The following is a 12,967-nucleotide window of genomic DNA, read 5'->3' as shown; positions in this document are numbered from 1 at the left end:
ACGACTCTAAACGGACACAGAGAGAAGGTAAGACCACTTGTGGCACATCTCCGTGAAGTGTCAAGAATCCCCGCGCGTTCACGCCGGGGAGTATGTCAAACTGCAACTGTCCGAAGTATTGGTTACATAGACAATGCAAGAGTCGTTTTCCAACTCAGCAGGCAGGCATTTACAGGATGCCCAAATTCTCCTGCAAACCCAACGCTGGGACAACGCTGTTTACCTTGCTGCCTATGTCGTGGAATGTTCATTTAAACTACTTGTGGAGCTATACTTTAAAGATGATAAAGGTGCCGTAAAAAAGTATGGACACGACCTCCAGGAACTTGATGGAAGAGCAATGGAACGCTTGCGGGTTCTTTATCCCATTTTGGATCGGCAACTTCCTGCTTCAAGAATAGCTGGCACTGTTCTAGCCCAAGATCACCCAGAGAGGAGATACGCCAAGTCTCAGCTTTGGACTGAGGAAGAAGCAAAGTTAGCGGTTCAACGTGCCGAAGAAATTTACCGAGAAATCATCCCCAAATTAGTGCTAAATGGCTCAATTTCCAGCAAGGATATTTAACACATGACGATCGCTTTTGGTGAAACATTTGAGCGAGTAAAGGAATGTTTTAGTGAACCCAGCATTGTATCTGAACTTGTGCCTCAGCTTCAGTCTGTCACCATTATTCGTGATGTTAATGGAAAAATTAGACTTTTTCTTAATTTATCGGAAGGTCAAAAACCACAAGAAGTTAATACTACTGACCTCGCGCAGCTTCTTTCTCAAAAACTTGGCCCTTATTACGGCACTGATATCTGGTTGCCCGCCGGAGAAAATGATGCTTACAAAGCCTTAATTGATACTATCGAGCAAGAAAGAGTTTTGGCCTCGTGGGATGATGAATTAGTTCTGCCTCGCTGGTATATTCTTGAGCGTCACATTGCTAAACAGGCCTGGACAGATAAGAAGGTAGGTGAACCACCTTGGAAAGAGGAATTAGTCTATGAAAAGCGTAAGCCTGCGATCGTATCTTTTTTCTCCTTCAAAGGAGGTGTCGGACGAACCAGTACCCTCGTTGCTACTGCATTAACTTTAGCCCGTAACGGTCATCGAGTTGCCATTGTTGACCTCGATTTAGAAGCACCCGGTCTTGCTACAATTTTTTCACCAGACAACTCCAATAATCCTGGTGTAATTGATTATTTATTAGAAAAGAAGATTCAAGGAAACGATTGGAAACTTAGCACTCACATCAAAAATCTTACTGAACCAACTTTGCTAGGAGATAATGGTGAAAGCCTGAAATTACTTCCGGCGGGTACAGTAGATCGAGATTACTTAGAAAAATTAGCACGATTGGATTTTCAGAACCTCGTCGATGGTGAACTGCGAAGTACAATGGGAGATATGTTAAAAGAATTACAAAGTGCAGCAAAACCTTTAGATTTTATTCTGATGGATGCGCGGGCTGGTTTTCACGATATTGGTGGCTTGGCGATTGCCAATCTTTCCCATGCAGCAGTCATCTTTGGAACTCAATCACGCCAAAGTTGGGCGGGACTAACTCATGTAATACGCCATTTAGCAAGCCCTGGAGTCGATCGGCGTTTACCATTAATTCTCGTACATTCGATGGCTCCAGCATTAGGAATACCGGGCAGGGAGCAAGAGTTAGCAGGATTTCGAGAACAAGCCTATACGATTTTTCAAGATAACTATTATTCTGAAGATGAAACTGTTCCTAATTCAACTAATATAGGGGAGCCATTTACCCCTTTTGTTATACCATATCAGGAAAATCTACGAGGAGATATAGCCCTATTTATCCGTAATTTAATGCCTGAAGAATCAAGTCGGCTGCCTGAAGAATCAAGTCGGCTGTCAGACCTTGTAAGGACAATGACTAATTCTCCTTATCAGGATATTGCCAGAAAATTATGCGAAATTTTTAATTTTAATCTCGAAAAAAGTAGATAAACAAGCATCAAAAAAATGAGTGAGTTTAACCAACAAAAACTACTAGAAATAATCGGTGAAATTGCTCCTGGAATGGGTACGGCTGAGCACGAAAGTGATAATGAGGAGAAGTTCTTAAAAAATTTCTTACCGATTCCAAATTATCGCTATGCTTTAGAACCCGATATCTTGTTAATACTAGGAGGACGGGGGGTAGGAAAAACAGAATTATTCCGTTTACTAGCCATCCCTTCTGGACGGGAAGCCTTGGTTGAAAGTTTGAGAATTAGAGGATTACCTCCTTTGAGCCAAACGACGTGGATAGCTGGCTTTGGGCGGACTCGCACAGCAGAAAAGCGATTTCCCATACCAGAAATTGTTGAGCGTCAAATGCAAGAAGCTACAAATATTGAATGGCGTAGCTTCTGGATCGGTTTAATGTTAGGTGTCATCCTAGAGCAAGAAGAATTTAAGCTAAAAGATTTTCTTCTTGAAGCAATAGAGCCGGAAATTATTAATGTCCTCAAAGAGAAATTATCTCTATTGTCAGACTGGCTGCCCCTAGTCAACAAAAATATTGAAAAGTTAAATTATGTCTTAGATAAATTAGACGAAAAACTTCTTGAGACTGATGATTGGTTATTTGTCACTTATGATGAATTAGATCGATTAGTTACTTCCTACATTGCCTTAGCAAATCCCATTCGTCAACTTTTAGCTTTGTGGCTAGATAGATGGCGACGTTGGGAGAGAATACGCCCCAAAATATTTTTGCGTACCGATCTATTTCGAGAGGAATTTTTGAGCTTTCCCGATGCTTCCAAACTGCGAGGTCATCAGGTTGAATTGGAATGGAAACCTTCATGGCTTTATCAACTTTTTGTCAAACGACTTGCGAACTCTGGCCCTGAAATGACAGAATATTTACAAAAAATCCCAGAGTTGATTATTGAAAACAGAACTAGCTTGGGATGGACTGCAACATCAAACGAGAAATTGTTTGAAGAACTTATCGAAAAGATGATTGGTAAGTATATGGGGGCTAATCCTAAAAAAGGAATTACCTATCGTTGGATTCCTAATCACCTTCAGGATGCTGGCGGTAGAATTGCGCCACGTTCTTTTCTGAAGTTATTTGCATTATCAGCAAAAGATAGAAGGGAATCGAACTCTATTGTGGAAGACACTAAAGAACTTTTGCAACCTTCTGACTTGCAGGCAGCTTTAACACGTACCTCAGAAGATCGAATCAGGGAATTGCAAGATGAGTATCCCTGGTTAGAATCTCTCAAAACGAGTTTAGTTGGTCTAGAAGCTCCCATACCAAGGGAGAAGTTTTTAGATGCAGTGAAATCAACCAAATGGAGTGAACAACGGGAAAAACAACCACCCACCACTAACCCTGAAGAAATTTTGCAATATTTACTTCTACTTGGGGTTGTAGAAACTCGTTATGATGGACGTATTAATATACCTGAAATCTATTTGTATGGCTTTCAAGTTAAACGGAGAGGAGGGGTTAAACGTGCAAAGTAATATTAACGATATTTGGTAAGCTATCTCTTACCTTACTTTTGAGCCTCAGTCTTTAACCGCTGAAATTATTACCAAAAGGACATCGCATTTAAAAGAAGTTAAATTGCCTGAATATCTAAGGAAATCACCAAACAAGCTTGCATTAGTGCCAATCATCCAATACAAAAACCTCCGGTCGATTGTAACCGGGATCGTTGGGCCTGTGCATGACTAAACCTGTACTTTCAGTGCGAAAATGGCGATCGAGCATTCTGCTACTAGCTGCCCATCAACCTCGGCTGCAAAAGCCACTGTCGGATCGATTTGCGATCGCGTTTGAATATAGTTCGCATCACCACAAAAATCAGTCGGTTGAGGCAATCCAATAAAAGTACCAAAGGCAAGTCGAAAGATATGTTCAGCCGTCGATAACTCATTTTCTTGAAGCAGTCGAATAAAGATATTCATTGGGGGAGATACCCGTTAAAAATATAAAAATTACTAACAATTAATATCTCCGAATTATTTAATAATTCGGAGATACTTGCCACACGAGTCGCGTAATTAATTTTAGTTGTATGCTTGCGCCTCTCGTAATTTACGCGATCGCCTCAGCGGGTGCAGCTACAAAGTTATTCAGCACATCCGGCTGTTGAGTGAATGCCAAATATTTGGCGGTCATCTCTGGCGTTAGGAACTCTAACATCAAATGGTTTTCCACCCAGAACTCAATTACATCAAAGAAAGATTCGCGATCGCAGCGCACGACTCGCCAACCTTCGCGCACTCCAATCTGTTCAATTTCGGTTTGACTGGTAGGGACGGACACGGCGGCATGAGTAGCTGTAAATTGAGACGCCTGAGGATTGTGCATGAAACCGCACCCATCCTGCCCGGAACCTGGACTGATTTCCACTCCCAAAGGCAAGACTTCAATGGCTGTACCGTGTTCATCCATCGCGACGACCATGTAGCTGTTTGGATGAACTTGAAAGGGCACTGCTTGACCTTTGAGGATTTCTGCCAGGACTTGGGCGACGTGCTGGGGGTTTTGAGCGGAAACGGAAATATGATGGATCATAAAACCTCTCTTGAGATCTGTACTTGTGGACTAAATCGGAGTGTAATGACGCTGCCCTGAAAGCGACTTTGGGGATACAAAAAACTGTGTAGAGTTGTCAGGTGCACATCCTGATGGACTACTACCAACATAGGAAGGCTCGCCCCTCTCCATCTTTTAGATTCTTGCGATTTTTTATAGATTCTTGCGGTGTTCGAGAATCATTTTTGGCGTGACACCCAACAATCGCTTGATGTGAACGTTCAAATGCGCTTGATTGGCAAATCCAACTTGTTGGGCAATTTCCGCGATCGACTCTTTTCCAGCTAGCAGCAAAATTTTTGCTCGTTCCACCCGACATCGAATCACAAATTGATGGGGCGTAAATCCAGTGGATTGCTTAAACAAGCGCGTAAAGTAGTGCGGACTCAGATGGGCGATCGCAGCTAAGTCTGCTAGTCCCAACTCCCCACCGAGATTTGCTTCAATATACTCAATAACTTGACGCAGTATAGACCGAGGCAATCCATCCGTGTAGCTTTTAAATTCTAGTTTCCGTTTACCGTACTTTTGCAGTAGATGTACCGACAGCATTGCCGCTGCGATTTCTGCATACAAGCGACTGCCAGCAGGATCTTGTTCGAGAACAGATTTAAGCGACAAACCAAGTTGATACACCAAAGGATCTGGCGTAGAAAAATGGGGCAATAGTTCGGTCTGAGTGAAATAGGCTGCATTGTCGATCGCACTGGAAACCAAAGAAGTATCTAGCCCAATGACAATCATCTCTCCTTCAGTGAACCAGCGAACGCTATGACCAATATTTGCAGGAACAACTACAATATCTCCAACATTGGTTGACTCGCTGTTAGAAATACCATCGATCGTGCGTTCTGAGACATTGGAACTTGTAAAGATACCAACGCCATCTAGCGGAATCGAAACTTCGGGGAGTTCGTAGGCAGATTGTTGCATGGCAATCACTGAGATTCCCTCCCACTGCGTTGCAAAACTGGTCAAGTGCGGTGGACGGGGAAACAGACTCACATACTCGCGGGGCGATCGAGCAATTGACGGTTGATAATGCTGCATGGCACATTTACCGTTCAGGACTATTCCAATTATATGCGACTGCTGTCCCGGCTCCTTTCGTCCGCCCTCACCGTGCCGTGCAAGTGCCGTTCAGCCCCTGCACAGCCTATTTTCAGCCAACTTTCTCCACCGTAAATCCAATTTCTTGCCCGTAGGATAGTTCCAGAGTATGACCGTCCGGGTCTCGCAAAAAGGCCCAATAGCCGATCGGATATCCAGAATCTTTTGGTTCATCAACCAGCACACCTTCTTGACGTGCACTATCGCAGAGAGAATCCATATATTCCCTACTCTTGCAACCAACCCCAAGGTGTGCCAGCGGAGACAAAACTGGATGTACAGAGTTTGTCTGAATCAGCACAATTACAAAAGGACGAGTGCCATCAGAAAGCCATACAACAGCAACACCTGCTGCTGCATCAATCCGGCGGTGAACGACCTGCATCCCAGCATACTTCGAGTAGAATTCAATACTTTTCTCAACATCGGAAACTGGGAGTGCGATGTGAGTGAAACCGATATCAATCATTTGTGATGTTCCTCCATGCTTTAGACTTAAAACTTTATAAATACTCCGGGACGCAGGAGAGGTTAGAAACCGGGTTTTTTTACAAAAACTTTTCGCTGTAGCCCTCAGATTAGGTGAAAAACCAGGTTTCTTTAGTTTTAATACGTAAGTCATGACAAAATGACTTCATAATGTTCGACTGTTGGAAATGGGTCGTAAAAATGATGCAATAAGGAACGCCACATTTGATAATCTGGCGATTCTCGAAATCCAACGGTATGGTCTTCCAAACTTTGCCACCGCACCAGCAAAATATAACGATTTGTGTTTTCTATGCAGCGTTGCAGCTCGTGCGAGATATACCCCGGCATAGAAGATATAATAGCTGAAGCTGTTTTGAAAGCAATTTCAAAGTCAGCAGCCATATTAGGTTTAATGTCAAGAATTGCAACTTCTAATATCATAGATTTAATCAGATGCTCTCCACTTGGCAGCCTTCATATCCATTGCTTTAATAAATCCAGCTTTTCCGTCCATGTACGCCTGAATATTATCATAGTATTTATTTGCGAGTTCTTGTTTGAGCTCGCTGTATTGCTGTGCATCTTCAGGATGGGAAATCATATAATCTCGAAACCTTAAGTGGCGCTCTATCTGTGGTGAGTTCACTTCAAACGTGTGAATGTGGTGCGTTCTAATCCCTGCTTCATTCCCCTTGCGAAAAAAACGACGACCCGATATCCCAAACTCACCCATTGCTTGATAACCTAATGCCTCAAGTGCTGAGTTTTGTGTATCCACTTTGATAATATCTTTGACCACAACTAGCATATCGATAATTGGCTTTGCATGAATTTGTGAAATTGCTGTGCTACCAATATGATGTATAGCGATCGCATTTTCGGTAAGTGCAAGTGCAATCTGTTTTGACTCAGCCTCAAAAACATCTCGCCAACTTGGATCGTGCGGGACGACTTCTACTTTGATAAAATCTAGTTTTCTTGACATGATTGATAATTATTTGCTCCTGTTGTTATTATCTAAGGTGAAGTAGACCGAAATTTTTCCTGAATAGCAGCATTTTCTATCTGGTTCCGAAATATATCGAGCATTCCGATAACTTCTCTGTGTAGCTCTAGATATTCATCCCTATCAAACACCGAATAATTTCCGTGTGCAATTTCGTTCCTTGTCTTCAAAAGCTTGGTGTCAATTAATACCGACTTAGTAGAGTAGATTGAAAAGTCTATTCCCAGAATATAAGTTATTTCCTTTAAAATTTCAGAAGATAGATTCGATGCAGTAGATATTACATCTTTAGGTAGGAGACATCTCTGATTCAATTCAGAAAGGAAAAAGTCACAAACAGGTATATACAATGATGGTTTATTTGTCTCTTTTGCCTCCTTAAGTTTTTCTTTCATAGCCAAAGCTAAAAAATTACTAGAAAGCTCCTGGTAGCTAAGCTTTTTTGAGATTATATATTCTAGATAAGAGTTTGCTGCTAACTTAACAAAACCTTCCCAATGGGAATACAGAATACATACTCCACCTCGAATTAATGCTTTATGTCTTTGGTCAGAAACATTTTTCGCTTCTATCAAAGATTTCATTTCTGAAAGTTCTTTCTTTCGCCAAGCAAGATCGGTAGCCAATTTATCACTTAATTGTTCCGCTGTTCGGATGCTCATAAAGGTGAAAATACCTTTCTACCAAGCGGAATCAGATAAGGTAAGCGTCTTGCTGCATTCATTCCAGCTCCCGACCATTGTTTATAAATTTGATTTGACCAAAGAGTTTTTATACGATTAGATATTTGGTCTATTTCAATTGGATTTTGATAGTTGTATCCAATTCCTAGTGCTACCACCTCATATAAAGATAATAGAAAGCCTCCGAGGAATTTATCCTGATCCGATTTATATCGCTTGAAGCTATCATCTCCCATAGCTCGATCGAGAATATTGAATGTTACATCGAACGCTTTCTCTATATGGCTGAAATCCAAATCTTTTTTAACAGCCATTTCACGCATTCTAGCAGTTAGGAACTCACTCACGTCACCACCCAACTTTTTAAGACTTTCATCATCTTGGTCGAAGAGAAGAATAAAACGCAATACTAATTCCATATCATACTGTTCTTCATAGAGTCGATCGCTCAAAGCAATGCAGCTTTTAAATGACTCGCGATCTGCCAGTGAACGCATCAAATCATACAAATTTTTATTCAACATTAAAAGAATGCAATTTCTTACTTCTTGTGGCGTGGCAATTGATCCTCCTGTATTTAGCCGCTGAAATAATTCATATTTAATCATTTCATCGCTTTCTTTTTCAACAATATTGACGGATATTTTGGCTCGCTTAATCAATAAACGTTGTACCTGACTAAAAGAGTTCTCTTTGTCGTCTGGGTCGTCCCATTTTTTGCCTTTCAAGGAAGGTAAGTATGTAGTTTCTTGTAAAGCGAAAAAAGATGTTTCTTGCTCTGGATTTTCAGGCTTCAAAAGACCGACAAATTCATAGATGGTTGAGAGTCTCTGCAAACCATCGATCACATCCCAAATCCCATCATCTCTTTGACTAACAAAAATCGGAGGAATCGGGATGCCTAAAAGAATTGATTCTATAAAAGTTGATTTTTGATAATCAGACCACCGAAAAAACCTTTGAAAATCTGGGTGAATATCGATTTCCTTATTTTCATAAAGACTGATCCACTCGCCAATAGACATTGAGTAGCTATCTGTCCGAATTTCTTGCCTTGTTTTGTCAATCTCTTCTTGTAGAGGCATGGCTGAAGCATTCCTAAGTATTATTATGTATAGCTATCCTTGCAGGGCAATACTTAGACATTATATCACTAGGCGAACATTTGAAGAAAGGAGGCCCAGAAATAGTCAACTTTGTTGTCAAGACCATGCGAAATCAGACCTGCTGAAGTTTCCAGGTATTTTCTCTTGTAAATTAGTGGCACAACCTTCACACTGATTCGATCGTTACTGAGTTACCGGCTGCACAGAAAGGTCTTAAACATACGGACAACGGGGAGAAACTGATTGTTTGGGAGCGGAATTTCAAATTGCTCGATCGCCCGATAGCCAAATTTTGTGTAAAATGGCTCTCCCGCCAGCGTTGCGATCGTCTCCACATCCTTAAATCCAGCACGCTCAGCAGCCAGTTCACAGGATTGGATAATCTGACTGCCAATTCCTTGACGCGCCCGTGCTGGATCGACAAAGAATGCCCGAATCTTGGCTGAGTCGCTGTCTGGGTTGAGCAGGCTGTCTTCTTGATTATTTTTGCCTGAATCACCTCCATAAAGCGTTTTTCGCTGGCTCCAACCACCGCAACCGACAATTTGGTTATTGTGTTCAGCAACAAAGTATGTTCGATCTTGAATCAGTTGGCTGTCAACCCCAAAGACTGTGCCGATTGCGCCTTCAATCTGCTCAGAAGTGTAGTAGTCTGCTTGCAAAGCTCTAGCAGAATCTGGAATTAAAGTTGTCAGCTTAGGAATATCTTCTAAGCTAGCTAATCGAATATAAAAATCCATTTCATATGGTGTCTGGTTAATTAACAGTCATCTGTAACGGTTCGTAGTGAAGACTTTAGTCCGCAGAAATATCAGAGGACTAAAGTCCTCACTACAAACCTTGTTTATTGTGGTCTTGGTTGCGGAGATGATATTATTCGGTGAGACTCGTGGAAGATATGAATTTCAATCATACTTAAGCTTCGATCGCCCGAATCGATTCCAACTCCCGTACAACAGGCAATCCCGATGCGACAAGTTCAGGCGGCACCTGATGGGTTTCCAGGTATTTTCCGTCGTGAATTAGCTGCACAACGTTCATCCGGTGAGGGCGGGTGTAATAGCGGTGGGTTGGTTCCGTCTTTTGCCTTTCTTGCAAGCTGTCGTTGGCAATTTTCTTGCGGAGTTTGACGATCGCATCCATAATCGCTTCCGGCCGCGGCGGACATCCAGGTAAATAAACATCCACCGGAATTAGCTTGTCCACACCGCGCACAACAGTCGGAGAATCTGCACTAAACATTCCGCCCGTAATCGTGCAAGCGCCCATTGCAATCACGTATTTGGGTTCGGGCATTTGTTCGTACAGCCGCACCAACACAGGAGCGTACTTCATGGTAATCGTGCCGGCGGTAATCATCAAATCTGCCTGTCGGGGAGACATCCGGGGAAATACACCTAATCGATCCAAATCGAAGCGGGAAGCGAGCATGGCGCTAAACTCAATGAAGCAGCAAGCAGTGCCAAACATCAGCGGATACAGGCTGGACATTTTTGCCCAGTTGTAAAGGTCATCGACGGTTGTGAAAATTACGTTTTCCGATAGCTGTTGCGTAACTTCGGGATAAGCAGCCGGATTGGCGATCGACAAATCTTCTGAAGCAATATCTCGTGTCATGTCAGGTGAATTCATGTTGACAAAACTCCTGGAACGATATAGCTGTTGGTTGTTCGTTGACACTCTAATTCTGGCATCGAATTTTAGCTCCCGCCACGAACTGTCAGATATCTTGATACTCGCGCACTCTCTCATCTTCAGAACAGGCAATTTATCTGTGTAGCAGCTTAGTTCTCGGCTGAGTCATTTTCAAATTATCGATCGACCTTTTCAATTTTATTAAGTATCTTCGCCAACTTCTGACCAAAAAAAGTGAGTAAGTGCGATCGCCAATAGCCTTAAACCAGCATCCAATTCCTTTCCCCCTCCCCTTGGCTAAACTTGCTGGCAGGCTATGATTGACGGTTGGGAGCTTTTCAGAATTTAAATGCTAAACACAACCAACATAATTTCCAGCCTGCTGCTATTTATCCCAGTTTCGATCGCCGGACACTTTCTCGGCTGGGAATCCTCCACAATCTTCATCACCTCCGCCCTAGCCATCATCCCTTTAGCAGCCTGGATGGGTACGGCCACCGAAGAAATCGCCGTTGTCCTCGGCGCCAACTTGGGGGGTTTGCTGAATGCTACCTTCGGAAATGCCACGGAATTGATTATCGGCATCGTCGCCCTCAACGCCGGACTAATAGATGTTGTTAAGGCCAGCATCACCGGTTCAATTATCAGCAACTTACTGCTGGTGATGGGATTTGCAATGCTGCTAGGCGGCTTGCGCTACAAAGAACAAGAATTTCAGCCCACAGTCGCGCGGTTGAATGCTTCCGCGATGAACTTAGCTGTGATTGCCATTTTGGTGCCGACGGCTGTTAATGTCACTTCTATCGGCATCGCCCCGGAAACTATGCAAAATCTCTCTAGCGCTGTTGCGATAGTCCTGATTATTGTCTACGTGCTGACTCTGCTGTTTTCGATGAAAACCCACAGTTATCTTTACGATGTAGGGGTGGCAGAAGTCGAAGGTCTCGAAGAATTAGCCGAAAGTAACTTAGCACCAGACAGTCCCGACCACAAGGTGAATCTACCGTTGTGGATTTCGGTACTGTTGGCTTGTACGCTGATGGTGGCGATCGAGTCAGAACTCCTGGTTAGTAGTCTAGAAGAAGCGACGGCGCGTTTGGGGCTGACATCACTGTTTACCGGGGTGATTTTAGTGCCGATTATTGGCAATGCTGCCGAACACACGACGGCGGTGACGGTGGCGATGAAAAATAAAATGGATTTGTCGGTTTCTGTGGCTATGGGTTCGAGTTTGCAAATTGCTTTGTTTGTTGCCCCGCTGTTGGTTTTGGTGGGTTTTATCGTGGGCCAACCGATGGACTTGAACTTCAATCCGTTTGAACTTGTAGCAGTTACGGTGTCGGTGCTGATTGCGAATTCTATCAGTTCTGATGGCAAGTCTAACTGGCTCGAAGGTACTTTGCTGTTGGCTGCTTATGCGGTTTTGGCGCTGGCGTTTTTCTTCCATCCCGTAATCGAAGGACTCGTTTAAAAGGGTAAAGAAGTCAAGCGTGAAGTCGGAAGTTCGGCAACGAGAAATGTGCGGGATTTAACTCATGTAACGGATAGAATTCCCGATTACCCATCAGTTATGCCGTCATCGGAGCAGAAGGAAGTTCGGCCTTACTCGCAATGTGCGGGATTTAACGGATGTAACGGATAGAATTCCCGATTACCCATCAGTTATGCCGTCATCGGGAAGAGGGAAGAAAGCAGAAGGAAGGAAGATGGAAAAGGCATTAGGCAGATGTTTGTCCCCCACTCTCCCCATCTCCCCCTCTCCCCCTCTCCCCCTCTCCCCCTTTCTCCCTCTCTTTTATTTCTTCCTTCCAGAGTGCTCCGGAGCGATCGTACAATGGAAAGCGGAAAACGAGCTAGAGTTCACTCCGCTTGACATTAGCGACGCGAAGGATTTAAATCAAGAGTGCTCATCAGTCTTGTACTGGGTGTGATACGATCGTCACAGGTTGAAAATTGAGTATAACTAGACAACGTAAAAACTTAACTGGATTGTTGAGTACGCAGTCACACCGATCGGTGTTGCCGTCTAGGAAAACTCGCATTTGAACAAAAACCTGACTAGATCGAGACGATCGAGTACGGTAGGGCATACCGGAATTTACGCTTCAGGAGAAGACACTTTTACTTGACCTGGAGTAATCCAGTCGCAAGCAAGTGACTTCGTTGAACCAAGAATCTCAGTCACCAAGAGTGCTGAGAGTGCCAAAGTAAAACTTGATAGAGGTTAACTTACAGGGCGAAATAGTTATCTAAACTTAGTTAAAGCTCGCTGGACAAGATAAGTCTAGAAAGGCTATGATATCTGCAATGCCGAAAACCAAGGCTCAATTATCCGGTTTGTAAACCGCAGTTATGTCTGTACTAGCCAGCCTGTTAAGGTCGAGAAGGAAGTCCACA

The 12,967-nt window shown here is 43.2% G+C and carries 14 protein-coding genes; 4 read left to right on the top strand and 10 right to left on the bottom strand.

The genetic code is table 11. The annotated features are described in order from the left end of the window. Positions 1–133: 133 nt before the first annotated feature. Genes JGK14_RS31500 through JGK14_RS31490 form a run of 3 tightly spaced genes read left to right on the top strand, consistent with a single transcriptional unit; the run spans position 134 to position 3,478 of the window. Positions 134–565: a HEPN domain-containing protein gene (locus tag JGK14_RS31500; RefSeq protein ID WP_293232095.1), complete on the top strand. Its 432-nt coding sequence runs from the start codon at positions 134–136 to the stop codon at positions 563–565. Between the two features lie 3 nt (positions 566–568). After that, complete coding sequence (locus tag JGK14_RS31495) at positions 569–1,963, top strand: tyrosine-protein kinase family protein (protein ID WP_293232093.1); 1,395 nt, start codon at positions 569–571, stop codon at positions 1,961–1,963. Between the two features lie 15 nt (positions 1,964–1,978). Continuing rightward, positions 1,979–3,478 carry a P-loop ATPase, Sll1717 family gene (locus JGK14_RS31490; RefSeq protein WP_293232091.1) on the top strand — a complete coding sequence of 500 codons (1,500 nt, stop codon included), beginning with the start codon at positions 1,979–1,981 and terminating at the stop codon, positions 3,476–3,478. A 210-nt stretch (positions 3,479–3,688) separates the two neighbouring features. Here the strand turns inward: JGK14_RS31490 and JGK14_RS31485 are convergent, their stop codons facing one another. The 10 genes from JGK14_RS31485 to nuoB form a co-directional block, all read right to left on the bottom strand. Next, on the bottom strand, positions 3,689–3,925 hold the full coding sequence (locus tag JGK14_RS31485; protein WP_293232089.1) for a hypothetical protein: 237 nt from the start codon (positions 3,923–3,925) through the stop codon (positions 3,689–3,691). Positions 3,926–4,055: 130 nt separating this feature from the next. Then, positions 4,056–4,538 carry a hypothetical protein gene (locus JGK14_RS31480; RefSeq protein WP_293317542.1) on the bottom strand — a complete coding sequence of 161 codons (483 nt, stop codon included), beginning with the start codon at positions 4,536–4,538 and terminating at the stop codon, positions 4,056–4,058. Between the two features lie 174 nt (positions 4,539–4,712). After that, positions 4,713–5,609, bottom strand: coding sequence for an AraC family transcriptional regulator (locus tag JGK14_RS31475; protein ID WP_325315899.1), 897 nt, complete (start codon positions 5,607–5,609; stop codon positions 4,713–4,715). A gap of 112 nt (positions 5,610–5,721) precedes the next feature. Further along, the gene (locus JGK14_RS31470; protein WP_293186869.1) at positions 5,722–6,138 is read right to left on the bottom strand and encodes a VOC family protein; all 417 of its coding nucleotides are present in this window, start codon (positions 6,136–6,138) and stop codon (positions 5,722–5,724) included. A 149-nt stretch (positions 6,139–6,287) separates the two neighbouring features. Next, the gene (locus JGK14_RS31465) at positions 6,288–6,581 is read right to left on the bottom strand and encodes an antibiotic biosynthesis monooxygenase family protein (RefSeq protein ID WP_293190218.1); all 294 of its coding nucleotides are present in this window, start codon (positions 6,579–6,581) and stop codon (positions 6,288–6,290) included. Positions 6,582–6,585: 4 nt separating this feature from the next. Next, positions 6,586–7,125, bottom strand: coding sequence for a GrpB family protein (locus tag JGK14_RS31460; protein WP_293232083.1), 540 nt, complete (start codon positions 7,123–7,125; stop codon positions 6,586–6,588). 32 nt (positions 7,126–7,157) lie between these two features. Then, entirely contained in the window at positions 7,158–7,808 is a 651-nt protein-coding gene (locus tag JGK14_RS31455; protein ID WP_293206409.1) for an MAE_28990/MAE_18760 family HEPN-like nuclease, read from the bottom strand. Then, the gene (locus JGK14_RS31450) at positions 7,805–8,914 is read right to left on the bottom strand and encodes a DUF262 domain-containing protein (protein ID WP_293206412.1); all 1,110 of its coding nucleotides are present in this window, start codon (positions 8,912–8,914) and stop codon (positions 7,805–7,807) included. Before JGK14_RS31450 ends, JGK14_RS31455 begins: the two co-directional genes overlap by 4 nt. A gap of 212 nt (positions 8,915–9,126) precedes the next feature. Next, a complete protein-coding gene (locus JGK14_RS31445) occupies positions 9,127–9,675 on the bottom strand; it encodes a GNAT family N-acetyltransferase (protein ID WP_293190210.1) in 549 nt (182 codons plus the stop codon). 175 nt (positions 9,676–9,850) lie between these two features. Beyond that, a complete protein-coding gene (gene nuoB / locus JGK14_RS31440) occupies positions 9,851–10,552 on the bottom strand; it encodes an NADH-quinone oxidoreductase subunit NuoB (protein ID WP_293186872.1) in 702 nt (233 codons plus the stop codon). A gap of 367 nt (positions 10,553–10,919) precedes the next feature. Between nuoB and cax the strand changes: the two genes are divergently transcribed. Next, complete coding sequence (gene cax / locus JGK14_RS31435; protein WP_293216486.1) at positions 10,920–12,041, top strand: calcium/proton exchanger; 1,122 nt, start codon at positions 10,920–10,922, stop codon at positions 12,039–12,041. The last annotated feature ends 926 nt before the right edge of the window (positions 12,042–12,967 follow it).

Source organism: Microcoleus sp. PH2017_28_MFU_U_A (assembly GCF_020738035.1).
Classification (GTDB): Bacteria; Cyanobacteriota; Cyanobacteriia; order Cyanobacteriales; family Microcoleaceae; genus Microcoleus.
Note: the sequence above shows the minus strand (reverse complement) of the source record. Positions and strands in the feature narration are given on the sequence as shown.